A 23,745-nucleotide genomic window follows, 5' to 3' on the forward strand; every position below is an offset into this window, starting at 1 on the left:
GCCCCCACACACCCACGCACACCCCCCCCCACGCGCCCCCGCGCGCGCCCCGCCGCGGGCGCGGCGGCGCGCCCCCCTAAACCACCCCCCCCGCCCCCCGCCACCGGCACCACCTTTACCCAAAGCCATTCGATCGAGTGACGGCTCGGCCATCTGGATGACGCCCGCCGAAGCCCCAACTAGGGTGCGGCGCAGGCGTTCCGGCACTTGGCCCACCGGCATTGCGATGTCGGTGACGGGTGCCACAGTGGGGGAGTGAGCAACACCGCCACGGGTAGTCCCGTCCTGGACGGGGAGAGGGGGTGAGGTACGGCGTGTCCGGCAGCGGCTTCGGAAACGGCGGCAGCGACAGCAGCCTCGGCGAGGAGTGGGGCGTGCGGGCCGCGCGCTCCCGCGCCCTCGCGGTCCTCCGCGTCCGGGGGCGGGCGCTCGGCGCCGCGATCCTCCCCGCCGCCGTCGCCGTCGTGCTGTACGCGGGCGAGGTCACCGGCCACTTCACGGGGACGGGGTGGACCACCGCCCGCTGGATCGTGACCGTCCTCGCCGTCCTCGTCCTGCTGGCCGCCGCGGCCGTCGCCCTCGTCGTCGCCCGCGCCCGCCCGGCCGTGACGCCGACGGTGGAGCTCACCGAGACCGCCGCCCCCGATCTGCACCGCCTGGTGCGGGACCTGGCCGACCGGCTCGACGTGCCCGCGCCCTCCGCGATAGCCCTGACCCCGGACTGCGACAGCTGGCTGGAGGACCGCTCCCATCCGGCGCACCGGCGGGCGGCCGTCCCCGCCGGCGCCGGTCCGGTCCTCGTCATAGGCTCCCCGTTCCTCTGGTGGATGCGGGTCGGCGAGCTGCGGGCGGTCCTCGCCCCGGTCGTCGCCGGCACCGGCCCGGCCGCCGATCCCGACATAGCCGCCGCCCGCCGCTTCGTCCGCGGGCTCGACGCGGCCGTCGCCGTCCCCGGCGAGCCCGGCCTGGGCGCGCTGCGCCGGTTCGGCGCCCGGGGCGTGGGCCATGTGGCCCGGCTGCTGCTGCGGGCCTGCGGCACGCACGCCGCCGAGATGGAGCGCGGGGTCGCCGCCGCCGGATCCGAGCGGGCCCAGGCCGTGGACCACGGGGCCCGGATCGTCGCCCAGGAGCAGGTCGGCCTGGCCTACGCGGGCTGGGACCGGCTCCTCACCCGGGTCGCGCTGCCCGCCTGGCGGATGGGCCGCTGGCCGTCCGGGCTCGACGCGGGCGTGGTCTCCGCCCTGACCGAGCTGTCGAACCGCGACCGGCTCGCGGAGGGCTTCTCCTCCCGGCTCGGCGAGCGCCCGGCCTGCGACCTCCTGGAGGAGCCCGGCGCCGTCGACGAGGCCGCCTCGCTGCTCGCCGCCCGGCTCTTCCACGGCGGCCCGGCCGAGCCCGGCCCGGACTGGGCGCCGGTCGAGTGGAGCCGGTACCCGGAGGAGGTCGTCGACCGGAAGTGGCGCGCGGAGGCGGCCCGCCTCCACGACGTCCTCGACCGGCTGGCGACGGGCACCGCCCCGGGCGCCGCCGAGGGCCCGACCCTCACCCGCGTCCTCACCCACCTGACGGCCCCGGACCGGGGCGCCGCACCGCCGGAAGCCGACGCCCTCCCCGCCGTACCCCCGCACGCCGGGAAGGCCGACGAGGACGAGGTCGAGGCCCACGAGGACGAGGCCGACGGGGCCGGCGAGGACGACGAGGTCCGCAACCCCGCCGCCGACGCGCTCGCCGCCGCGCTCAGCGCCCAGGTGGCGCGCGAGGAGGCCGAGCGGGAGGCCCGGGCCGCGGCCGCCCCGGCGGGCGGAGGCATCGCCGGCTTCACCGGCCCGGACGGGCCCTGGCCGCTCTGTCCGCTGCTCCCGCCCCGTACCGGCCGGGACCTGCTCGCCGACCACGTGACCGCGCTGGTCTGCTGCGCCGCCGTCGACTCCACCGGTGCCGCGCCCGGGCTCGACTGGCTCGACGGGCCCGCGCTGCTCGTCGGCGGCGAGCGGGCGGTGGACCTCGGGCCGCGCGTGATGGCGCTGGTCGAGGAGGGCGATCCGGCGCCGCTGCGGGCCTGGCTCGGCACCACCGGCGTGCGCCCGGAGAAGCCCGTCCGGCTGCTCTGACCCCGCGCCAGGGGCCCCGCCCGGGGCCCCTGCCGGGGACCGCTCTACCGGAGGGTCGTGTTCCACCTTCATCGATTTCACGACGAACGGTGACGGACCGCGTGCGTTATGTGATGTGCTGGAGACCGGCACTGACAGAGGCACCATCCGCGGGCAGGGGCCCGCGGCACTGACCGGGGGAGTCGAGGAGGGGCGCGCCATGGGGGCGGAGCAGATCAGGCGCTGGGAGTCGGGTGCGCTCGCGCACGCGGTCTCCGATCCCTTCGGCCAGGGCCCGCTGCCCTGGCTGCGCGGTTCGGAGAACTACTTCGACGACACGGGGCAGATGGTGCCCTGGTACGCGGACGAGACGCTGGCCCGCGGCGGCGCGGGCGGACCCCGCACCGCCGACGACGTACGCCGCCAGATCAAGGGCTTCGCCTCCGGCGGAGCCGTGGCGCCCGGCGAGTCGATCGACTTCCACGTCACGGTGGACCCGCCGCAGCCGTTCTCGGTCGACGTCTACCGGATCGGGCACTACGGCGGCGACGGCGCCGCGAAGATCACCACCAGCCCGCGGCTCTCCGGCATCGTCCAGCCGCCGCCGCTCACCGCCGACCGCACGGTCTCCTGCCACCACTGGTGGCAGTCCTGGCGGCTCCAGGTCCCCAGCTACTGGTCGATCGGCGCGTACGTCGCCGTCCTCACCACCGCCGACGGGTACCGCTCCCACATCCCCTTCACGGTCCGCGACTCCCATCCGGCGGACCTCCTCCTCGTCCTCCCGGACGTGACCTGGCAGGCGTACAACCTCTACCCGGAGGACGGGCACACCGGCGCCAGCCTCTACCACGCCTGGGACGAGGAGGGCCGGCTGCTCGGCGAGGAGGAGGCGGCCACCACCGTCTCCTTCGACCGGCCGTACGCGGGCGCGGGCCTGCCCCTGCACGTGGGCCACGCCTACGACTTCATCCGCTGGGCGGAGCGGTACGGCTACGACCTGGCCTACGCGGAGACCCGCGACCTGCACGCCGGCCGGATCGACCCGACCCGCTACCGGGGCCTGGTCTTCCCCGGCCACGACGAGTACTGGTCGGCGCCGATGCGGAAGGCCGCCGAGCGGGCCCGCGACCAGGGCACCTCGCTGGTCTTCCTCTCCGCCAACACCATGTACTGGCACGTGGAGCTGGGCCCCTCGCCGTCCGGCGTGCCGGACCGGCTCCTCACCTGCCGCAAGCGCCGGGGCCCCGGCCGTCCCGCGCTCTGGCGCGAGGTGGACCGCCCCGAGCAGCAGCTCCTCGGCATCCAGTACGCGGGCCGGGTGCCCGAACCGCACCCGCTGGTGGTGCGGAACGCGGAGCACTGGCTCTGGGAGGCGACCGGCGCCGGCGACGGCGACGAGCTCCCGGGCCTGGTCGCCGGCGAGGCGGACCGCTACTTCCCGCGCACCCCGCTCCCCGAGCACGAGAGCCGCATCCTGCTCGCCCACTCGCCCTACCGGGACGGCGACGGCGTGCTGCGCCACCAGGAGACCAGCCTCTACCGGGCGCCGTCGGGCGCCTGGGTGTTCGCCTCCGGCACCTTCGCCTGGTCGCCCGCGCTGGACCGGCCGGGCCATGTGGACCCCCAGGTGCAGCGCGCCACCGCCAACCTGCTCGACCGCATCTGTAAGAGGGACTGACCGGGGCGCGCCCGCCCCGGTCGGCGGGCCCGCTCGCGCGTGCGAGAGAATCGGACCGTTCCTGGATCAACCTACGCGGAGGAACCGTGTCCGGATTCGTAGAAAAGCCCGAGCCCGTCGAGGTCCCGGGCCTGACCCACCTGCACACGGGCAAGGTGCGCGACCTGTACCGGAACGGGGCCGGCGAGCTCGTGATGGTGGCGAGCGACCGCATGTCCGCGTACGACTGGGTCCTGCCCACCGAGATCCCGGACAAGGGCCGCGTCCTCACCCAGCTGTCGCTGTGGTGGTTCGACCAGCTCTCCGACCTGGTCCCGCACCACGTGCTCTCCACCGAGCTGCCGGCCGGCGCCCCCGCCGACTGGGCGGGCCGGACCCTGATCTGCAAGTCCCTGGACATGGTCCCGGTCGAGTGCGTCGCCCGCGGCTATCTGACCGGCTCCGGCCTGGTGGAGTACGACGAGTCCCGCACGGTCTGCGGCCTCGCGCTCCCCGAGGGGCTGACCGACGGCTCCGAGCTGCCCGCGCCGATCTTCACCCCGGCGACCAAGGCCGCCGTCGGCGACCACGACGAGAACGTCCCGTACGAGGAGGTGGCCCGCCAGGTCGGCGCCGAGACCGCCGCCCTGCTGCGCCAGACCACCCTCGCCGTCTACGGCCGGGCCCGGGACATCGCCCGCGAGCGCGGGATCATCCTCGCCGACACCAAGTTCGAGTTCGGCTTCGAGGACGGGACGCTGGTCCTCGCCGACGAGGTGCTGACCCCGGACTCCTCCCGCTTCTGGCCGGCCGACCAGTGGCAGCCGGGCCGCGCCCAGCCCTCGTACGACAAGCAGTTCGTCCGGGACTGGCTGACCTCCCCGGCCTCCGGCTGGGACCGGAAGAGCGAGCAGCCGCCGCCGGCCCTCCCGCAGGAGGTCGTGGACGCCACCCGCGCCAAGTACCTGGAGGCGTACGAGCTGCTGACCGGCAAGTCCTGGTCCGACAGCTTCTAGCCGAACCGAACCGTACGGGTCCCCTCCCCGGGGGCCCGTACGGCTCCGGCGTATGCGGCCGTGCCGCGCACACGAAGAAGGCCCCGGTTCCTGAGAACCGGGGCCTTCACACTGAGCGGACGACGAGATTCGAACTCGCGACCCTCACCTTGGCAAGGTGATGCTCTACCAACTGAGCCACGTCCGCATGCGCCGTAGCGCGCTGCTAACTATACCCAACCTTTCGACCGCGCGAGACGCACCGCCGCATGACGGTTCTCCGCACCGAGCTTCGCGGCGGCGGAGGAGAGGTAGTTCCGGACCGTGCCGGGGGAGAGCGCGGCCCGCCGGGCGATCTCCGTGACGGGGGCTCCGTCGGCGGCGAGTTCGAGCACCTCGGCCTCGCGGGCGGTCAGCGGGGAGTCGCCGGCGGCGATCGCGTCGGCCGCCAACTCCGGGTCCACATAACGGTTTCCGGCGTGCACGGTACGGATCAGCTCGGCCAGCCGCTGGGCGCTGACGGTCTTCGGGGCGAAGCCGCGGACGCCCGCCGCGAGGGCCCGCTTGAGGTGGCCGGGACGGCCGTGGCTGGTCACGATCATCGTGCGGCAGTCCGGGAGTTCGTCCCGGATCGATGTGGCCACCGTCACACCGTCCGCCCCCGGCATCTGGAGGTCGAGGACGGCGACGTCGGGCCGGTGGGCGCGGGCCATGGCGAGCGCCTCGGGTCCGGTCGCGGCCTCGGCCACGACGACCAGGTCGTCCTCCAGGGCGAGCAGGGCGGCGAGCGCGCCCCGGATCAGGTGCTCGTCGTCGGCGAGCAGCACGCGTACGGGCTCGGTCACGCGACCGTCTCCCTCTCCTGTCGGGTGCCGGTCCGCTCCGGCACGGCCAGCGGCACCCGGGCGGTGACGCGGAAGGAGTGCGGGTCCTCGAACCCGGCCTCCAGGGTGCCGCCGACCGCGCCGAGCCGTTCGCGCAGCCCGGCGAGGCCGGAGCCGGTCCGGCCGGGGGCGCCGGCCCCGTCCCGTACCGCGGCCCCGTCGTTCTCGACGGTCAGCAGCACCTCGTCCGCCGTCCGCCGCAGGGCGATCGCGCAGCGGCGGGCGTCGCCGTGCCGCAGCACGTTGGTGGTGGTCTCGCGGACGACCCAGCCGAGCGCGGACTGCACGCCGGAGGGCAGCTCGACGGCGGGGGCGTCGACGGCGCAGTCGATGCCGGCGGCGTCGAGGACGCCCCGGGCGCCCTCCAGCTCGACCCGCAGATCGGCCTCCCGGTAGCCGCGGACGACCTCCCGGACCTCCCGCTGGGACTCCTGGGCGATCCGCTGGACCTCGACCATCTGGTCCACGCCCTCGGGGCGGCCGCGCCGGGCGAGCTGGACGGCCAGCTCGCTCTTGAGGGCGATCACCGACAGGTTGCGGCCCATGACGTCGTGCAGGTCGCGGCCGAAGCGGAGCCGCTCCTCGGCGACGGCGAGCCGGGCCTTCAGGTCGCGGGAGCGCTCCAGCTCCTGGACGACGCCGAGCAGCCAGGAGGAGAAGCCGCAGGCGCCGGCGGTCCCGCAGCCGCCGACGGCGACGGCGAGGACGGTGGCGGCGCCGGGGAGCAGGCCGTGGCCGAGCAGGACGACGGGGAGCGCGGTGACGAGACCGGCGCCGCCGGCCACGTACAGCATCCGCCGGACGCCGTCGACGCAGAGGGCGAGCGTGCCCACGGTGAAGATCGCGGTGCCGACGATCACGCTCGCGTTCACGGAGGCGTCGGGCAGCGCCCCGGCCGTCCACAGCACGACGACGGTCAGGTTGCCGGTCGCGGTCGTGGCGGCGACGCCGGTCGCGAGCCGGACGGGCCGGGGCCGGACGCCCGTGGTGTGGTCGAGGCCGCGGGAGGCGAGGACCGCGCAGAGCACCGCGTGGACGAGGACCCACAGACAGAGCCCGACGGCGCCGGCGGTGGAGAGCGGGCTGTCGGCCGAGCGGGAGAGCGGGATGCCTCCGAAGGCGAACAGCTCGATCGGTACGAACAGGTGGAAGGTCCAGCGGGTGTACAGCTCGACCTTCCCGGCGACGCTGCGCCGTGACCACCATCCCGTCATCGCGGACATCCGTCCCCGTCTCCCCTCCGGTCCCGCCCTAGCGCCGCGGTTCCCAGCGGAACCAGTGGCGGACCGCCCACCCCGTCAGGACGCCCCAGGCCACTGTATTGAGCGCGGCGGTGAGCAGGCTGCCCGCGTGGGCGGTGCCGAGCCAGCCGGCCCGGACGAACTCCATGACGCCGCTGAGCGGCAGCAGCTGGGCGAGGTCGGCGGCGAGGTCGGGCAGGGCCTCGCGGGGGACGAAGAGGCCGGAGCCGAAGGAGGAGACGAGGAAGAGCGGCAGGGTGGTGAGGCCGGCGCTCTCGACGGTGCGGGTGATGGTGGTGGTGACGGCGGCGAGCCCGGCGAGCAGCGCGATCGCGGCGGCGAGGCCGAGGACGAGCAGGTCGGGGCGGGCGGGGGCGTCGAGGTCGAGCAGGGTGAAGCCGCCGACGGTGAGGATCGCGCACTGGGCGAGGGCGATGGAGGCGGCGGGCAGCGCCGCGCCGGCGAGGATCTCGGGGTCGGTGGCCTCGCCGGTGCGCAGCCGCTTGAGGACGAGTTCCTCGCGGCGGGCGACGAGGCTGGAGGTGAGGCTCATGTAGACGACGAGCAGCAGGACCATGCCGGTGCCGCCGATGAGGGTGGCGGCGCCGAGGGAGCTGCCGAGGGTGGCCTCGTCGACGCCCTTGAGGGACGACCGCAGCAGGAAGATCATCAGCAGCGGCATGACGGCCGCGATGAAGAGGTTGTTGCGGTTGCGGCCGAGGAGGGTGAGTTCGGCCCGGCCGAGGGCGGCGAGCCGGGTGAGGGTGGTGGACGGGCGGCCGGTGGGGGCGGTCGTCGTACTCATCGGATCACGGTCTCCTTCGGGTCGGCCGGGGCGTCCTCCGTGCGGGAGGCGATGTCGAGGAACGCCTCTTCGAGGGAGGCGGAGCGCGCGTCGAGTCCGTCGAGCCGGACGCCGTGGTCGCGGGCCCAGTCCAGGAGCGCGCTGAGGTCGTCCTGGAGGGCGTGGGTGCGGATCTCGATCCGGCCGCCGTCCTCGGCGGCCTTCAGGCCCAGCGGCAGCCGGGCGGCCGGCACGCCGGCCGGGAGCGCGAAGCGGATCCGGGCGGGCTGGGCGGCGGTGACCTCGGCGGGGGTGCCGGAGAGGACGATCCGGCCGCGGTGCATGATCGCGAGCCGGTCGGCGAGCGTCTCGGCCTCCTCCAGGTAGTGGGTGGTGAGGAGGACGGTGGTGCCCTGGTCGCGCAGGGCGCGGACGAGCTCCCAGGTGTCGCGGCGGCCCTCGGCGTCGAGCCCGGTGGTGGGTTCGTCGAGGAAGAGGACCTCGGGGCGGCCGAGGAGGGCGCAGGCGAGGTCGAGGCGGCGGCGCTCGCCGCCGGACAGCTGCTTGATCCGCACCTTCTCGCGGCCGGTGAGGCCGACGGCGCCGAGCGCCTCGGCGGCGGGCCGGGCGCCGCTGGTGCAGCCGGCCCACATGCGTACGGTCTCGGCCACGGTGAGGTCGGAGGGGAAGCCGCCCTCCTGGAGCATGACGCCGATGCGGGGGCGGACGACGGCGCGTTCGCGGTACGGGTCGTGGCCGAGGACGCGGGCGGTGCCGCCGGTGGGGGCGGCGAGGCCCTCCAGGAGTTCGACGGTGGAGGTCTTGCCGGCGCCGTTGGTGCCGAGGAGGGCGAAGATCTCGCCCCGGGGCACGGAGAGGGAGAGGCCGCGCACCGCCTCGAAGCCGCCGGCGTAGGTGCGGCGCAGGTCGTTCGCCTCGATCGCGTGAGTCATGGCTCCAGCCTTCCGTCCGTCCGCGGCGGAGGGCAGTGCGCGCTGTCATCACCCCGACTGACAAATGTCATGGGCGCATTCCGGAAACGCAGAAGGACCCGGTTCCTGAGAACTGGGTCCTTCTCCCTGAGCGGACGACGAGATTCGAACTCGCGACCCTCACCTTGGCAAGGTGATGCTCTACCAACTGAGCCACGTCCGCATTGCTCCCGACCGACTTTCATCGGGCGGTGCGAGCACCACTCTACCTGATCCACCGGAGTGGTTGGTAACCGTGATGCAGAGCGGGTGACAGGGATCGCACACTGCGCCTTCCCCCTGGAAGGGGGACGTTCTACTACTGAACTACACCCGCACGCTGCTGTGGGACTCGGCTTTTCGGCCTCGCCCCTCGGCGTGATCCAGACTCTAGCCGATCAAGGGGGGTGGAACGCAAATCCGGTCCGCCGCCCTCCCCGGCGGGCGTCAGCTCGCCGCGCGGAACGCCTCGTAGACCCGCTTGGGGATGCGGCCCCGGGCCGGCACGTCCATCTTGTTGGACTGGGCCCAGGCGCGGACCGCCGCCGGGTCGGGGGCGAGGGCCGTGTGCTTGTACGCGGTGGTGGCTCCGGTCACACCGGAGGCCGCCTTGCCCGTCTGCTTCCGCCCGGCCGCGAGGTAGGGCGCGAGGGCCTTGCGGAGTTTCTTTGCATTGGCAGCATTCAGGTCGATCTCGTACATCTTCCCGTCGAGCCCGAACGCGACCGTTTCCGCCGCTTCTCCGCCGTCGATGTCGTCGGAGAGGGTGACCACCACTCGCTGCGCCACGGATATCGGTCCTTTCCTGTGGCCCGCCACCTGTCAACGGCTATGGGTACGCCTCTGACGTGCGGTGACACCAGGCCGCTGGCTGCCCGGGGACATTACTGTTTCCCTCTGGATTCCTTTGTACAGCGATGGGCGTCGCATTGTGAAGCCCTGTCAATTGTCTCAGCGTGTCCCGGGGCAAAGGGGCGCGCAATATTTCACTCGCATTTCATGTGCGGCGGGGTGTACGGAGGTTTGGAGTGGATCATCGCGGGGAGTGGCTTCCGGCCAGGGCATTTGTAGGATCCTTCAGATCTCTACCCGCGTAGAATTTGGAGGCAGGTACGCTGAGGGAACCGCCCACGCAACACACCACCGGGAGTGCCAGTGGCACGCGTCGTAGTCGACGTCATGCTCAAGCCGGAGATCCTCGACCCGCAGGGACAGGCGGTGCAGCGTGCACTGCCCCGCCTCGGGTTCGCCGGGATCGCCGACGTCCGTCAGGGGAAGCGCTTCGAGCTGGAGGTGGAGGGACCGGTCGACGACGCCGCCCTCGCCCGCATCCATGAGATGGCCGAAACCTTCCTCGCCAACACCGTGATCGAAGACTTCGTCGTGAAGGTCGAGTCGTGACCGCTCGCATCGGCGTCGTCACCTTCCCCGGCACGCTCGACGACCAGGACGCGCTGCGCGCCGCCCGCCTCGCGGGCGCCGAGCCGGTCTCGCTGTGGCACCGCGACAAGGACCTCAAGCAGGTCGACGCCGTGGTGCTCGCCGGCGGCTTCTCCTACGGCGACTACCTGCGGGCCGGCGCCATCTCCCGCTTCTCGCCGGTGATGGAGACGATCATCGAGCAGGCGAAGGCGGGCATGCCCGTCCTCGGCATCTGCAACGGCTTCCAGATCCTCACCGAGGCCCATCTGCTGCCGGGCGCGATGCTCCGCAACAACCACCTCCACTTCATCTGCCGCGACCAGAAGCTGCGGGTGGAGAACGCGGAGACCGCCTGGACCTCGGACTACGTCCGGGGCCAGGAGATCGAGGTCCCGCTCAAGAACATGGACGGCCGGTACGTCGCCGACGAGCGCACGCTCGACGAGCTGGAGGCCGAGGGGCGGGTGGCCTTCCGCTACCTGGACATGAACCCCAACGGCTCGCTGCGCGACATCGCGGGCATCACCAACGCCGCGGGCAACGTGGTCGGCCTCATGCCGCACCCCGAGCACGCCGTCGAACCGCTGATCGGCACCGGCAAGACGGACGGTCTCGGTTTCTTCACCTCGATCCTCAAGAAGCTGGTCAACGCCTGATGAGCCTCGACACCGTCAAGCACGCGAGCGAGACGCCGGACAGCGAGCAGCCCTGGAAGGAGCTCGGCCTCAAGGAGGACGAGTACGCGCGCATCCGCGAGATCCTCGGCCGCCGTCCCACCGGCGCCGAGCTCGCCATGTACTCGGTCATGTGGTCCGAGCACTGCTCCTACAAGAGCAGCAAGGTCCACCTGAAGCAGTTCGGCGAGAAGACCCCGCAGAACGACGCCATGCTCGTCGGCATCGGCGAGAACGCCGGCGTCGTCGACGTGGGCCAGGGGTACGCGGTCACCTTCAAGGTCGAGTCGCACAACCACCCCTCGTACATCGAGCCCTACCAGGGCGCGGCCACCGGCGTCGGCGGCATCGTCCGCGACATCCTCGCCATGGGCGCCCGCCCGGTCGCGGTCGTCGACCCGCTCCGCTTCGGCGCGGCCGACCACCCCGACACCAAGCGCGTGCTGCCCGGTGTCGTCGCCGGCATCGGCGGCTACGGCAACTGCCTGGGCCTGCCGAACATCGGCGGCGAGGTCGTCTTCGACTCCTGCTACCAGGGCAACCCGCTCGTCAACGCCGGCTGCATCGGCGTGATGAAGCACGAGGACATCCACCTCGCCAAGGCGTCCGGCCCCGGCAACAAGGTCATCCTGTACGGCGCCCGCACGGGCGGCGACGGCATCGGCGGCGTCTCGGTCCTCGCGTCCGAGACCTTCGACGACACCAAGCCGACCAAGCGCCCGGCCGTCCAGGTCGGCGACCCGTTCCAGGAGAAGCTCCTCATCGAGTGCACCCTGGAGATCTTCCAGGAGAAGCTGGTCGCCGGCATCCAGGACCTCGGCGGCGCCGGGCTCTCCTGCGCCACCTCCGAGCTGGCCTCGGCCGGTTCCGGCGGCATGCGGGTCGACCTGGAGAAGGTGCACCTGCGCGACGCGACGCTCTCGCCCGAGGAGATCCTCATGAGCGAGTCGCAGGAGCGCATGTGCGCGATCGTCGAGCCGCAGCACGTCGACCGCTTCCTGGAGATCTGCGAGAAGTGGGACGTCATCGCGGTCGTCATCGGTGAGGTCACCGAGGGCGAGCGGCTGGAGATCTTCTGGCACGGCGAGCAGATCGTCGACGTGCCGCCGCGCTCCGTCGCCCACGAGGGCCCGACCTACCACCGGCCGTTCGCCCGCCCGGACTGGCAGGACGCGCTCCAGGCCGACGACGCCGGCAAGCTGCCCCGGCCGCAGAACGGCGCCGAGCTGAAGGACCAGGTCCTCAAGCTCGTCTCCTCGCCGAACCAGGCCTCGAAGTCCTGGATCACGGACCAGTACGACCGGTTCGTGCAGGGCAACACGGTCCTGGCGCAGCCCGAGGACGCCGGCATGGTCCGCATCGACGAGGAGACCAACCTCGGCGTGGCCATGGCGACCGACGGCAACGGCCGGTACGCCAAGCTCGACCCGTACACCGGCGCGCAGCTCGCGCTGGCGGAGGCGTACCGCAACGTCGCCGCCTCCGGCGCCAAGCCGCTCGCCATCTCGGACTGCCTGAACTTCGGTTCGCCCGAGGACCCGGCCGTCATGTGGCAGTTCGCCGAGGCCACCCGTGGTCTCGCGGACGGCTGCTTCCAGCTGGGCACCCCGGTCACCGGCGGCAACGTGTCGCTGTACAACCAGACCGGTGAGGTCGCCATCCACCCGACGCCCGTCGTGGCCGTCCTCGGTGTGATCGACGACGTCAACCGCCGTACCCCGATCGCCTTCGCGGAAGAGGGCCAGCTCCTCTACCTGCTCGGCGACACCAAGGAGGAGTTCGGCGGCTCGGCCTGGTCCGAGGTGATCCACCAGCACCTCGGCGGCATGCCGCCGGCCGTGGACCTCGACCGGGAGAAGCTGCTCGGCGAGATCCTGATCTCGGGCTCCCGCGACGGCATGATCGACGCGGCGCACGACCTGTCCGACGGCGGTCTCGTGCAGGCGGTCGTCGAGTCCTGCCTCCGCGGCGGGAACGGCGCGCGCCTGGTCGTCCCGGAGGGCCTGGACGCCTTCACGTTCCTCTTCAGCGAGTCGGCCGGCCGTGCGGTCGTCGCCGTCCCGCGCAGCGAGGAGCTCCGCTTCACCGACATGTGCGGCGCCCGCGGCCTGCCGGCGACCCGCATCGGCGTCGTCGACGGCGACGCGATCGACGTGCAGGGCGAGTTCGCGCTCTCCCTCGCGGAGCTGCGCGAGGCGCACGAGGCGACCATCCCGGGCCTGCTGGCCTGACGTCCGTCCGTGACACGGCCCCCGTCCTCGGACGGGGGCCGTTCGCGTTCACTCCGCCGGGCCCCAGAAGGCGTCGGACTCGGTGATGTCCGCGACGCACTCGTCGACATCGGTGATCTTGCCGCCGACCGTCGTGAACCAGAGACCGCCGTCCATCTCGATGCCCCGGTCGCCCCGGTCGGCATGCCACCGGTGGACGGACATGACATGGCCCCGGCCGTCCGGGTAGACGCCCTTGAGCTCCACGCGGAAGGTGCCGTCGGTCAGCTCCATGAGCTTCCCGAAGTGGGCCAGGATGTTGTCGCGTCCCTTGAAGTGCCCGGACATCTGGCTCTCGCCGGGCGAGTGGTGTGTGCAGTCGCCGGTCATGAGGGAGGCGAGCGTCTCCATGTCGCCGGCGGTGAACGCCTCGTACCCTCGGCGCACCAGAGCCGCGTCGGGGTGCTCGTGATGGGTCATGGTCCCGCCACTGCCTTTCGTGAGGGTTCGGCCCCCTCCTCCAAGTCTCGGCGTTAGCCTCGGCCCATGCCACCCGCCAGGAAACGCGCCCGCAGCTACGACCCCGCCAAGATCAGGACCGCCGTCTCCGCCCAGTTCGGGCATGTACGGGACGCGGTCCTCGCCCTGCCGCCGGAAGCCCTCGACGGGCCCACGCGGCTGGGGGAGTGGACGGTACGGGAGCTGGCCGGGCACATGACGATGGCGCTCGGCTCGGTCGTCCGCGGCCTCGAAGGCCCGGAGCCCGCCCGCCGCGAACTCGTCGTCCTGGACTGGCCCCTGGCCACCGCCACCGCCGCCGCGCGGATCGACGAGGACGTCCGGGCCCTGGACACCGCCGACCTGCCCGGCCTGTACGCGCGCGTGGCGGACGATTTCGCGAAGGCGCTGGCCGGCGCGGACGGCGAGCGGCTCGTCCCGACCCGGTTCGGCGCCATGACCCTCGCCGACTTCCTCGTCACCCGCACCGTCGAGCTGGTCGTCCACACCGACGACCTCGCCGCGGCGACCGGGGCGGAGATCCCGTACGACCGGCAGGCGCTCGCCGCCTGCACCCGGCTGCTCGCCGACGCCCTCGCCGTGAAGGCCCCCGGCGGCTCGGTGGAGGTGCGGATCCCGCCGTACGCGGTGGTGCAGTGCGTGGAGGGCCCCCGGCACACCCGGGGCACCCCGCCGAACGTCGTCGAGACGGACCCGCTGACCTGGATCCGGCTGGCCACCGGGCGTACCGGATGGGCGGCCGAGCTGGACGCGGCCCGGATCGCCGCCAGTGGCGAGCGGGCCGATCTGTCGGGACTGCTGCCCGTGATGGGCTGAGCCGGGGCCCTCGGAGCGAACCCGGACGCCCGGAGGGAACCCGGCACCGGCCGGCCGCGTCCCACCGGCATGCCGAAGCCGCGCAGCACCATCCTCGCCGCCGTCCTGCTCGCCGCTCTCACCGCCTGTGCCCAGCAGGCGGATGCGGGCGGCGGCGCGGGCGATCCCGACCTGCCGCTCGCCGGCACCCACTGGACGGTCGACGCGGTCACCGTCGACGGCGCCCGGTCGACCGCCCCCGACGGGGCCCGGGTGGACTTCACCGCGGAGGGCCGCGCCCAGGGCGACACCGGCTGCAACCACTTCGGCGCGGCCTTCGCCGTGGACGGCACCACCGTCACCGTCACCTCGGAGGAGGTCACCGAGCGGGGCTGCCCCGACGACCGGCAGCGCTTCGAGACCGCCTTCCTCGCCGCCTTCACCGGCCCCCTGAAGGGCACGCAGAAGGACGGCACGCTCACCCTCGTCTCCGCGGACGGCGGGAGGAAGGTCGAGCTGACCGCCGAACCGTCCGCCCCGCTCCGCGGCACCACCTGGAAGATCGACGGCCTGGTCTCCCAGGACAGCGCCGCCTCCCTCCCGGCCGGCGCGGGCGACAAGGCGCGCCTGGTGATCGGCGCGGACGGCAGGATCACCGGCAATCTGGGCTGCAACGGCTTCTCCGCGACCGCGACGATCGACGAGAAGGCCCGCACCCTCACCGTCGACGGCCCGGCCGCGACGACCCGCATGATGTGCACCGGCCCCCAGATGGAGCTGGAGACCAAGCTCTACGACCTCCTCGACGGCCCCCTCTCCTACCGGGTCGACCACCGGACCCTGAACCTCACCGACGGCGGCGGCGAGGGCCTGACGGCCCGGGCGGAGCCGGCTCAGTAGCGCAGCAGCCCCGCGTCGATCCGCTCCCACGCGGCCCGCAGCCCGGCGAGCCTCTCCTGCTCGAAGGGCGCCCGGTCGGCCTGCTCGCGGGTGTCCCCGGCGAGGTGGAAGAGCTGGTCGCGGCCGGACTTGCCCCGGTAGTACTTCCAGTCGCCGCGGCGCAGCGCCCGCTCGCCCCGCACCCGCCAGAAGAGGTCCCGCTCCGGCACGGCCTCGCCGCGCAGCAGGTGCCCGGCGAGGCTGGTGCCGTCGAGCGGGTAGGCGGGGTGGGGGCGGGCGCCGGCCAGGTCGAGCAGGGTCGCCGTCCAGTCGGGGGTGAAGACCGGCAGGTCGCTGACCTGGCCGCCGTCGATCCGGGCGGGCCAGCGCAGGATCGAGGGGACGCGGATGCCGCCCTCCTGGAGGGAGCCCTTGTTGCCGGCGAGCGGCCAGTTGTAGGAGAAGCGCTCGCCGCCGTTGTCGCTGGCGAAGAAGACGAGAGTGTCCTGCTCCTGGCCGGAGCGCCGGAGCGCGGTGAGGACCTGTCCGATGGAGCGGTCGAGGTCCTCGACCATCTCCTTGTACTTCTCGACCGAGCCGCCGTCCTGGTGCCAGAGCGCGGAGCGGTCGCCGGCCTTGATCCGGCGGACGATCTCGGCGCTCGCCTCCTCGTCGCCGTCGGCTATCCACGGCCAGTGCGGGGTGGTGAAGTTCAGGTTCAGCAGCCACGGGCGCTCGTGGTCGCGGCTGACGTACTCGCTCGCCCGCTCGGTGAGGATCCGCGTGTAGTAGCGCAGGTCCTTGTAGGCGGCGTCGCCCTCGTAGAGGTCGTACTCGCCGCCGAGGCCGAGCTTGGAGTAGTACTCCAGGGCCCCGCCGAAGTTGCCGAAGAACTCGTCCCAGCCGGACTTGGTGGGGGAGTAGTCGGGGAGGTGGCCGCAGTGCCACTTCCCGATGAGGGCGGTGGCGTACCCGGAGTCCCGGAGCAGCGAGGCGAGCGTGGGGTGGGTGGGCTCCAGGCCGACGGACTTGTCGGCGATCGGCTCGGCGAGCCCGCCCTTCGTACGGCCCGGGTAGCGGCCGGTGTAGAGGCTGAAGCGGGTGGGGGAGCAGGTCGCCGAGCCGGAGTAGGCGTCGGTGAAGCGGACGCCGCCGCGGGCGAGCCGGTCGAGGTGCGGGGTGCGGATGTGCGGGGAGCCGTACGAGGAGAGGTCGGCCCAGCCGAGGTCGTCGCCCAGGATGAAGAGGATGTTCGGCCGGCGGGAGTGGCGGCGCGGGTGGGCGGCCCGGAAGGGGCGCTCCGCGGGGGCGGCGGCCTCGGCGGGCGCGGCGCCCAGGGCGGCCGCGGCGGCGGCACCGGCGGCAGCCCCGCCGAGGGCGCGGCGGGACAGGGACGTGGACATGCGGGATCTCCAGACGGAGCGAAGAGAAAAAGAAAAAAGGGGAAGAAGAAGGGGGAGAAGAAGGGCCGCGCGTTCAGGCGCGGCGACAGCCGGCGCTCGCGACACGGACGAGGTCCACGTGCCGGCGCCGGACGAGGGTGACCGAGCGGTCACGCGGGGGCTGCATGGGCCAGGAGCCTGGTCGAGGGGGCAGGGGAGCGTCAACGCCGTCGGGGTGGGTCGACGCGCGTAGTTCGCGTGATCGAAACGCTCGCGAAACCCCCGGTGCGTGCGTTCTGCGTCACATCCCGGGCGGTCTCCCGGGCAGGTGCGGGCGGGTGTCCGGAGGGGGGTCGGTGGCCGGGAACCCTTCCCCCGCCTGCCTTGTAGGCCCCTCCAAGTTCGCGGCGATCTCTTGGTGCGATCCTACGGGCGCCGTCCGCGCCCCGATCTCCCATTCGGACCAGCGGTCGAGGTCCCCTAGACTCGAAGACGTGCCACGTGGTGACGGTCGACTCAATCACGACCTGCTTCCCGGCGAGAAGGGCCCCCAGGACGCTTGCGGCGTCTTCGGTGTCTGGGCTCCGGGTGAAGAGGTCGCAAAGCTCACGTACTTCGGGCTCTACGCCCTCCAGCATCGGGGTCAGGAATCCGCGGGAATCGCGGTCAGCAACGGCTCCCAGATCCTCGTCTTCAAGGACATGGGCCTCGTGTCCCAGGTCTTCGACGAGACCTCTCTCGGCTCCCTCCAAGGTCATATCGCGGTCGGTCACGCCCGCTACTCGACCACCGGAGCGTCCGTGTGGGAGAACGCCCAGCCGACCTTCCGGGCCACCGCCCACGGTTCGCTGGCGCTCGGCCACAACGGCAACCTGGTGAACACGGCGCAGCTGGCCGAGATGGTCGCCGACCTTCCCAAGAAGGACGGTCGCGCCACCCAGGTCGCCGCCACCAACGACACCGACCTGGTCACCGCGCTCCTCGCGGGCCAGGTGGACGAGGACGGCACGCCGCTCACCATCGAGCAGGCGGCCGCGAAGGTCCTCCCCGAGGTCCGGGGCGCCTTCTCCCTCGTCTTCATGGACGAGCACACGCTCTACGCGGCCCGTGACCCGCAGGGCATCCGCCCGCTGGTCCTCGGCCGGCTGGAGCGCGGCTGGGTGGTCGCCTCCGAGTCCGCCGCCCTCGACATCTGCGGCGCCAGCTTCGTCCGCGAGGTCGAGCCGGGCGAGCTGATCGCGATCGACGAGAACGGCATCCGCACCTCGCGATTCGCGGAAGCGAAGCCCAAGGGCTGTGTCTTCGAGTACGTGTACCTGGCGCGTCCCGACACCGACATCGCCGGCCGGAACGTCTACCTCTCCCGCGTGGAGATGGGCCGCCGCCTCGCCAAGGAGGCGCCGGTCGAGGCCGACCTGGTCATAGCGACGCCGGAGTCCGGCACCCCCGCCGCCATCGGCTACGCGGAGGCCTCCGGCATCCCGTTCGGCGCCGGTCTGGTGAAGAACGCCTACGTCGGCCGCACCTTCATCCAGCCCTCGCAGACCATCCGCCAGCTGGGCATCCGGCTGAAGCTGAACCCCCTCAAGGAAGTCATCAAGGGGAAGAAGCTCGTGGTCGTCGACGACTCGATCGTCCGCGGCAACACCCAGCGCGCCCTGGTCCGCATGCTCCGCGAGGCAGGCGCCGCCGAGGTCCACATCCGGATCTCCTCCCCGCCGGTCAAGTGGCCCTGCTTCTTCGGCATCGACTTCGCCACCCGCGCGGAGCTGATCGCCAACGGCATGTCCGTCGACGAGATCGGCAAGTCGCTCGGCGCGGACTCGCTCTCGTACATCTCCCTGGAGGGGATGGTCGAGGCGACCACCATCGCCAAGCCGAACCTCTGCCGGGCCTGCTTCGACGGCGAGTACCCGATGGAGCTGCCCGACCCCGAGCTGCTCGGCAAGCAGCTCCTGGAGACGGAACTGGCCGCCGGACCCGCCGCCACCGCGGCCGCCGACGCCCTGCGCCGTCCGTGAGATCCCGCTGCACCCGCAGTGACGCAGTAACGACACGAAAGCTCTGAACCCCATGTCTCAGACCACTGGTGCCAGCTACGCCTCTGCGGGCGTCGACATCGAGGCGGGCGACCGCGCCGTCGAGCTCATGAAGGAGTGGGTGAAGAAGACGCAGCGCCCCGAGGTCCTCGGTGGCCTCGGCGGCTTCGCCGGCCTCTTCGACGCCTCCGCCCTCAAGCGCTACGAGCGTCCGCTGCTCGCCTCGGCGACCGACGGCGTCGGCACGAAGGTCGACATCGCCCGCCAGATGGGCGTGTACGACACCATCGGCCACGACCTGGTCGCCATGGTCATGGACGACATCGTCGTCTGCGGCGCCGAGCCGCTCTTCATGACCGACTACATCTGCGTGGGCAAGGTCCACCCGGAGCGGGTCGCCGCCATCGTGAAGGGCATCGCCGAGGGCTGCGTCCTGGCCGGCTGCGCCCTGGTCGGCGGCGAGACGGCGGAGCACCCGGGCCTCCTCGGCCCGGACGACTTCGACGTGGCCGGCGCGGGCACGGGTGTCGTCGAGCACGACCGCCTGCTGGGCGCCGATCGCATCCGTACGGGGGACGCGGTCATCGCCATGGCCTCCTCGGGGCTTCACTCCAACGGGTACTCGCTCGTCCGCCACGTGGTCTTCGACCGCGCCGGCATGACCCTCGACCAGCGGGTCGACGAGCTGGGCCGCACCCTCGGCGAGGAGCTCCTGGAGCCCACGAAGATCTACTCGCTGGACTGCCTGGCGCTGACCCGGACCACCGAGGTGCACGCCTTCAGCCACATCACCGGCGGCGGCCTCGCGGCCAACCTCGCCCGGGTCATCCCGGACGGGCTGCACGCCACCGTGGACCGCTCCACCTGGGCCCCGGGCGCGATCTTCGACCTCGTCGGCACGGCCGGCCGGGTGGAGCGCCTGGAGCTGGAGAAGACCCTCAACATGGGCGTCGGCATGATGGCCGTCGTCCCGGCCGAGTCGGTCGACGCCGCCCTCACCACGCTGGCCGACCGCGGGCTGGACGCCTGGGTCGCCGGCGAGATCACCGAGCGCGGCGACAAGGACTCCGGCGCGGAGCTGGTCGGCGACTACGCGAAGTAGTCACCAGCCGTACGTACGAGGAAGGGGCACCCCGCCGGGCGGGGTGCCCCTTCCTCGTGTTCCTCGTGTCCCGGGAGTGCTCGTGTCCCGGCGGGGCTCGGTGTCCCTGATCCGCTCGCACTGCCCCTGAGCAGCACAAAACCCGGTCCGGGTGGCCCGGACCGAGTCTCGGCGTTCAGAAGGTCAAGCGCGACGCTGGGGCGACTGCGGACCGGACTCGTCGTCCTCGTCCTCGTCGTCCGTGTTGTAGAGATCCGCGTACTGCGCGTACGGGTCGTCTTCCTCGTCGTCGTCCTCGAACGGCTCGCCATTCGGCGGCTGGCTCGAAGTCGAAGCGCCCAGCTCATTGGCCAGACGCGACAGGTCAGTCCCGCCGCTGCTGTACTTCAGCTGGCGGGCGACCTTGGTCTGCTTGGCCTTTGCCCGGCCGCGCCCCATGGCTCGACCCCCTCGGTGACGGGGCTCGCTGGCCCCAGAGTCTTGACACGCGTTCATGATGCGAAACGGGCTCTCGAAGGAGAGACCGGTCCGTAGGGCTTCAACGGTACCTGTTTCCTCGGGTCTACGGTACGCCGCGCGCATCACATACCCCGGTACAGAACCATCGAGGTGCCCTTTCCTCGCTGGTCAATCGCGATTTTAACCTCTTCTGGGGGGCCGACCCGCCGACCGGCGTGAGCGAAGTCTCCCGGACGGCGGGCGGGCCGGCCCCCGTGGAACGTCAGACCTGGGCCCGGCGCGCCTCGGCCATCCGCTGCTCGGCGATGCGGTCGGCGGCCGCGGCCGGCGGAATGCCGTCCGCCTTCGCACGTGCGAAGATCTCCAGGGTGGTGTCGAAGATCTTCGTGGCCTTCGCCTTGCAGCGGTCGAAGTCGAAGCCGTGGAGCTCGTCGGCGACCTGGATCACGCCGCCGGCGTTCACCACGTAGTCCGGGGCGTAGAGGATGCCGCGCTCCTCCAGGTCCTTCTCGACGCCCGGGTGCGCGAGCTGGTTGTTCGCCGCGCCGCAGACGACCTTCGCGGTGAGGACCGGGACGGTGTCGTCGTTCAGGGCGCCGCCCAGCGCGCAGGGGGCGTAGATGTCGAGGCCCTCGACGCGGATCAGCGCCTCGGTGTCGGCGACCACCTGGACCTGCGGGTGCTTGTCGGTGATCCGGCGCACCGACTCCTCGCGGACGTCGGTGATGACGACCTCGGCGCCGTCCTCCAGGAGGTGCTCGACCAGGTAGTGGCCCACCTTGCCGACGCCGGCGACGCCGACCTTCCGGCCGCGCAGGGTCGGGTCGCCCCACAGGTGCTGGGCGGAGGCGCGCATGCCCTGGAAGACGCCGAAGGCGGTCAGGACGGAGGAGTCGCCGGCGCCGCCGTTCTCGGGGGAGCGGCCGGTGGTCCACTGGTTGGTCCGGGCCACGACGTCCATGTCGGCGACGTAGGTGCCGACGTCGCAGGCGGTGACGTAGCGTCCGCCGAGGGAGGCGACGAAGCGGCCGTAGGCGAGGAGCAGCTCCTCGGTCTTGATCTGCTCGGGGTCGCCGATGATCACGGCCTTGCCGCCGCCGTGGTCGAGCCCGGCCATGGCGTTCTTGTACGACATGCCGCGCGACAGGTTGAGGGCGTCGGCGATCGCCTCGGCCTCGGTCGCGTACGGGTAGAAGCGGGTGCCGCCGAGGGCGGGACCCAGGGCGGTGTTGTGCAGCGCGATGACGGCCTTGAGGCCGGTGGCGCGGTCCTGGCAGAGCACGACTTGCTCGTGGCCTCCCTGCTCCGAGTGGAACAGGGTGCGCAGTACATCAACGGGGGCGCCAGTTGCGGTCACTGTGGTGACTCCCAAGGAAGGTGCGGCGGAGGGTCCCCCCTGCGGGTGGGGGAGGACCCATTGCGCCATGAGATTAAGTCCTACCTGGGCGTAGGAAGGGCGGAGTGGGCCGGATCACCCCCTCGGGGAGTACCCGCGTGGAAGGATTCGCGGCATGTCGGTCGACTCCACGTTGCTCGTCCCGTACGCCTCTTATCTCCGGGTGTACGAGCCGCTGGCCGCGTTCCCCGAGCCGGAGCGGACCCACTGGTCGCGGTACGCCCGCCGGCCGCGCACCCCGGGCGCCCAGGACGAGCTGCGGCGTTCGCTGGCGGACCTGGTGCCGATGCCGCCGGTGCCGGTGCCGGTGCACGAGAGCGGCGAGGCGTTCGTGGCGCACCTGGACGGGGTGGTGGTCGTCTGCCCGTGGCGGACCCGGCTGCGCGGGTGGCTGGCGCTGCGGGAGCTGGTGGCGGAGAACGGGCTGCCGGCGTCGGTCCTGGACGCGATGCTGCCGCCGGTGGTGCGGGCCCAGGTGGAGGCGGACCACGAGCGGTGGCTGGAGCGGAACCCGGACGCGCGGCCGTGGATCAGGACGGCGGTCTGGCAGGTGCCGCTGCGCTGGTTCGCGCTCTTCGGGGACGAGGAGCGATGTTACGAGGCGGGGGACCGGTCGGCGGGGCGGGCGCCGGTGCTGCGCTACCGGACGACGATGGCGCAGGCGCGGCGGCGGCTCGCGCGGGCGTTGCGGGCGCTGCGGGACTCGGTGGACGAGGGCGTGCTGACGCAGGGGCTCGTCGACGTGGGCCGCTGGCTGGAGGAGTTCCATCCGCGGGCGCTGGTGGAGCTGGACTACGGCGGGCTGGTGCACGCGGTGGCGGAGGAGCGGCTGGCGGCGGACCGGTCGGCGGCGGACGTGGCGGAGGGGCTCGCGGCGCTGCGGGCGGGGGACGACGCCACGGCGGCGGAGGTGTACGCGCGGCTGGCGGAGCGATGGCGGGCCGTCAGGGACCTGCGCCACGCGAATTGACATAGGACGGGCATCTTCGTCAGGTGTGCATGGACAAGACATGCTCCGTCGGGGTAAATGATCTTCATGGTGGCTGGCCGGAACGATCTGGCCGGATCCGGCGGGACGTTGGTCCTGAACCGGGCCTTTGGCTCAAGCGTGACGGACAGCACTAAACGTACCCTTGCGTCGATCACCTACCCTCGTGCCAAAATAGGACAAGGAGTCCGGGGAGGGTTCCTTCCGCCCAACTTTGGGCGGAACGCTCAGCATTGCACTCTATGGGGGGTCTGAGGACTCCTGATCGCTCTGTGACTGATCGTCACAGTGGCGTGACTGTCCGTTATGGCATGGTCAGTCGACTTCCGCCGCTGATGAACACCTGCGAGGGCAATTCCATCGGTTTGGCCGACGCGGCTGGACGGATGGTGTAGTTGTAGTGCCGAGGACAAGCCGTTCGTCCTATAACCGACTCGACCCGCTTCCGCCATTTCGGGCAAGGCGGGTCAAGGTGCAGAATTTAGAGGAAAGAACCGAGAAGGTTCGGTTCTCCCGAGGAGGCCGCTCATGACCGCTCGCACCCCTGATGCCGAGCCGCTGCTGACCCCTGCCGAGGTCGCCACGATGTTCCGCGTGGACCCGAAGACGGTGACCCGCTGGGCCAAGGCCGGCAAGCTCACGTCCATCCGCACCCTGGGTGGGCACCGCCGGTACCGCGAGGCCGAGGTTCGCGCCCTGCTGGCGGGCATTCCGCAGCAGCGCAGCGAAGCCTGAGGCGTACGCGAGACACGCAACACCCCGTAACACCGGGCCTGTCCGGGTCCCCCAATCCGGTCGCCCATCCCACAGCTCTGCCGGCGGTTCCTGCCCCAACAGGCCACCGTCACCGATCGCGCTGGACTCCGCCGGGTCCAGCGCGATCGCTTTTTTGGGCCCGCTCCCACTCGTCGAACATCGGTGCAATTGCACGTATTAAATTGAGCTGTTGCAGGAGCGGCGTAAACGAGGGGGTTCCTGAAGGGCTTCGAGTGACTCCCGTCACATCCCCGAAGCCTTGCCCTGGAACCAGCCTGCCACCCCCGCATAGTCCCCCAACCCGCCGTTGGTCACCGGCCGGTGGGACTTTCGTCCCCCGTTCGAGTGGAGTCGAAGCATCGGGGCGGCAGCGGGAACGGCGGCACACGGCACGACGAAGAAGGGCCCCCCAGCCACCGCTCGGGCCGAGCTTCCAAACGAGCACCTGCGGCGCAGTAACCGCGAGCAGCCCCAAGGACCGGGGGGGGGGGATCCAAAG

General features: G+C 72.2%; 22 protein-coding genes and 3 tRNA genes. 12 read left to right on the top strand and 13 right to left on the bottom strand.

Annotated features, from left to right (window positions below; translation table 11 throughout):
- The first annotated feature begins 302 nt into the window (after positions 1-302).
- The 3 genes from ACFW1I_RS02645 to ACFW1I_RS02655 all read left to right on the top strand — a co-directional run bounded on the left by ACFW1I_RS02645 (position 303) and on the right by ACFW1I_RS02655 (position 4,766).
- The gene (locus ACFW1I_RS02645) at positions 303-2,111 is read left to right on the top strand and encodes a hypothetical protein (RefSeq protein ID WP_384665379.1); all 1,809 of its coding nucleotides are present in this window, start codon (positions 303-305) and stop codon (positions 2,109-2,111) included.
- A gap of 199 nt (positions 2,112-2,310) precedes the next feature.
- Positions 2,311-3,771: a N,N-dimethylformamidase beta subunit family domain-containing protein gene (locus ACFW1I_RS02650; protein WP_384665381.1), complete on the top strand. Its 1,461-nt coding sequence runs from the start codon at positions 2,311-2,313 to the stop codon at positions 3,769-3,771.
- Positions 3,772-3,857: 86 nt separating this feature from the next.
- Positions 3,858-4,766 (top strand): phosphoribosylaminoimidazolesuccinocarboxamide synthase, encoded by a 909-nt coding sequence (locus ACFW1I_RS02655; protein ID WP_384665382.1) that lies wholly within the window; start codon positions 3,858-3,860, stop codon positions 4,764-4,766.
- Positions 4,767-4,880: 114 nt separating this feature from the next.
- Here ACFW1I_RS02655 and ACFW1I_RS02660 read toward each other — a convergent pair.
- The 8 genes from ACFW1I_RS02660 to ACFW1I_RS02695 form a co-directional block, all read right to left on the bottom strand.
- A tRNA-Gly gene (locus tag ACFW1I_RS02660) sits at positions 4,881-4,953 on the bottom strand.
- A 22-nt stretch (positions 4,954-4,975) separates the two neighbouring features.
- A complete protein-coding gene (locus tag ACFW1I_RS02665) occupies positions 4,976-5,590 on the bottom strand; it encodes a response regulator transcription factor (RefSeq protein ID WP_031011447.1) in 615 nt (204 codons plus the stop codon).
- Positions 5,587-6,852, bottom strand: a complete 1,266-nt coding sequence (locus ACFW1I_RS02670) for a sensor histidine kinase (protein WP_384665385.1) — start codon at positions 6,850-6,852, stop codon at positions 5,587-5,589. The genes ACFW1I_RS02665 and ACFW1I_RS02670 overlap by 4 nt, the downstream gene beginning before the upstream one ends.
- A gap of 28 nt (positions 6,853-6,880) precedes the next feature.
- Complete coding sequence (locus ACFW1I_RS02675) at positions 6,881-7,675, bottom strand: ABC transporter permease (protein WP_384665387.1); 795 nt, start codon at positions 7,673-7,675, stop codon at positions 6,881-6,883.
- Positions 7,672-8,607 carry an ABC transporter ATP-binding protein gene (locus ACFW1I_RS02680; protein WP_384665389.1) on the bottom strand — a complete coding sequence of 312 codons (936 nt, stop codon included), beginning with the start codon at positions 8,605-8,607 and terminating at the stop codon, positions 7,672-7,674. The genes ACFW1I_RS02675 and ACFW1I_RS02680 overlap by 4 nt, the downstream gene beginning before the upstream one ends.
- 129 nt (positions 8,608-8,736) lie before the next feature.
- A tRNA-Gly gene (locus ACFW1I_RS02685) sits at positions 8,737-8,809 on the bottom strand.
- Positions 8,810-8,890: 81 nt separating this feature from the next.
- A tRNA-Gly gene (locus ACFW1I_RS02690) sits at positions 8,891-8,962 on the bottom strand.
- Between the two features lie 110 nt (positions 8,963-9,072).
- The gene (locus ACFW1I_RS02695) at positions 9,073-9,414 is read right to left on the bottom strand and encodes an Lsr2 family protein (protein ID WP_384665391.1); all 342 of its coding nucleotides are present in this window, start codon (positions 9,412-9,414) and stop codon (positions 9,073-9,075) included.
- A 366-nt stretch (positions 9,415-9,780) separates the two neighbouring features.
- On the opposite strand from ACFW1I_RS02695, the gene purS reads away from it, so the two are divergent.
- From purS to purL, 3 genes are read left to right on the top strand one after another with little or no spacing between them, the layout of a single operon-like run.
- Positions 9,781-10,026: a phosphoribosylformylglycinamidine synthase subunit PurS gene (purS, locus tag ACFW1I_RS02700; protein WP_015035032.1), complete on the top strand. Its 246-nt coding sequence runs from the start codon at positions 9,781-9,783 to the stop codon at positions 10,024-10,026.
- The gene (purQ, locus tag ACFW1I_RS02705; RefSeq protein ID WP_031011457.1) at positions 10,023-10,703 is read left to right on the top strand and encodes a phosphoribosylformylglycinamidine synthase subunit PurQ; all 681 of its coding nucleotides are present in this window, start codon (positions 10,023-10,025) and stop codon (positions 10,701-10,703) included. Before purS ends, purQ begins: the two co-directional genes overlap by 4 nt.
- Positions 10,703-12,952, top strand: coding sequence for a phosphoribosylformylglycinamidine synthase subunit PurL (gene purL / locus ACFW1I_RS02710; protein ID WP_384665393.1), 2,250 nt, complete (start codon positions 10,703-10,705; stop codon positions 12,950-12,952). Before purQ ends, purL begins: the two co-directional genes overlap by 1 nt.
- 48 nt (positions 12,953-13,000) lie before the next feature.
- Here purL and ACFW1I_RS02715 read toward each other — a convergent pair whose 3' ends face one another.
- Entirely contained in the window at positions 13,001-13,411 is a 411-nt protein-coding gene (locus ACFW1I_RS02715; RefSeq protein WP_384665395.1) for a nuclear transport factor 2 family protein, read from the bottom strand.
- Between the two features lie 66 nt (positions 13,412-13,477).
- On the opposite strand from ACFW1I_RS02715, the gene ACFW1I_RS02720 reads away from it, so the two are divergent.
- Positions 13,478-14,266, top strand: a complete 789-nt coding sequence (locus tag ACFW1I_RS02720; RefSeq protein ID WP_384665397.1) for a sterol carrier family protein — start codon at positions 13,478-13,480, stop codon at positions 14,264-14,266.
- Between the two features lie 69 nt (positions 14,267-14,335).
- The gene (locus tag ACFW1I_RS02725; RefSeq protein WP_384665399.1) at positions 14,336-15,145 is read left to right on the top strand and encodes an META domain-containing protein; all 810 of its coding nucleotides are present in this window, start codon (positions 14,336-14,338) and stop codon (positions 15,143-15,145) included.
- On the opposite strand, the gene ACFW1I_RS02730 is transcribed toward ACFW1I_RS02725, so the two are convergent.
- Both ACFW1I_RS02730 and ACFW1I_RS02735 read right to left on the bottom strand, forming a co-directional pair.
- On the bottom strand, positions 15,139-16,527 hold the full coding sequence (locus ACFW1I_RS02730) for a sulfatase (RefSeq protein ID WP_384665401.1): 1,389 nt from the start codon (positions 16,525-16,527) through the stop codon (positions 15,139-15,141). The genes ACFW1I_RS02725 and ACFW1I_RS02730 overlap by 7 nt on opposite strands.
- 73 nt (positions 16,528-16,600) lie before the next feature.
- Positions 16,601-16,693, bottom strand: a complete 93-nt coding sequence (locus tag ACFW1I_RS02735; RefSeq protein WP_384665403.1) for a putative leader peptide — start codon at positions 16,691-16,693, stop codon at positions 16,601-16,603.
- Between the two features lie 307 nt (positions 16,694-17,000).
- On the opposite strand from ACFW1I_RS02735, the gene purF reads away from it, so the two are divergent.
- Positions 17,001-18,527, top strand: coding sequence for an amidophosphoribosyltransferase (gene purF, locus ACFW1I_RS02740; protein ID WP_384665405.1), 1,527 nt, complete (start codon positions 17,001-17,003; stop codon positions 18,525-18,527).
- Between the two features lie 52 nt (positions 18,528-18,579).
- Complete coding sequence (gene purM, locus ACFW1I_RS02745) at positions 18,580-19,647, top strand: phosphoribosylformylglycinamidine cyclo-ligase (RefSeq protein ID WP_384665407.1); 1,068 nt, start codon at positions 18,580-18,582, stop codon at positions 19,645-19,647.
- Between the two features lie 183 nt (positions 19,648-19,830).
- Here the strand turns inward: purM and ACFW1I_RS02750 are convergent, their stop codons facing one another.
- Together ACFW1I_RS02750 and ACFW1I_RS02755 are read right to left on the bottom strand one after the other, a co-directional pair.
- On the bottom strand, positions 19,831-20,085 hold the full coding sequence (locus ACFW1I_RS02750) for a DUF3073 domain-containing protein (RefSeq protein WP_362184140.1): 255 nt from the start codon (positions 20,083-20,085) through the stop codon (positions 19,831-19,833).
- Between the two features lie 283 nt (positions 20,086-20,368).
- Positions 20,369-21,478 carry a Leu/Phe/Val dehydrogenase gene (locus ACFW1I_RS02755; RefSeq protein WP_384665409.1) on the bottom strand — a complete coding sequence of 370 codons (1,110 nt, stop codon included), beginning with the start codon at positions 21,476-21,478 and terminating at the stop codon, positions 20,369-20,371.
- A 139-nt stretch (positions 21,479-21,617) separates the two neighbouring features.
- Between ACFW1I_RS02755 and ACFW1I_RS02760 the strand changes: the two genes are divergently transcribed.
- Complete coding sequence (locus ACFW1I_RS02760) at positions 21,618-22,472, top strand: hypothetical protein (RefSeq protein ID WP_384665411.1); 855 nt, start codon at positions 21,618-21,620, stop codon at positions 22,470-22,472.
- 546 nt (positions 22,473-23,018) lie between these two features.
- Positions 23,019-23,225, top strand: a complete 207-nt coding sequence (gene bldC, locus ACFW1I_RS02765; RefSeq protein WP_003949541.1) for a developmental transcriptional regulator BldC — start codon at positions 23,019-23,021, stop codon at positions 23,223-23,225.
- The last annotated feature ends 520 nt before the right edge of the window (positions 23,226-23,745 follow it).

This window comes from Streptomyces sp. NPDC058955 (assembly GCF_042741435.1).
Taxonomy (GTDB): Bacteria; Actinomycetota; Actinomycetes; order Streptomycetales; family Streptomycetaceae; genus Streptomyces.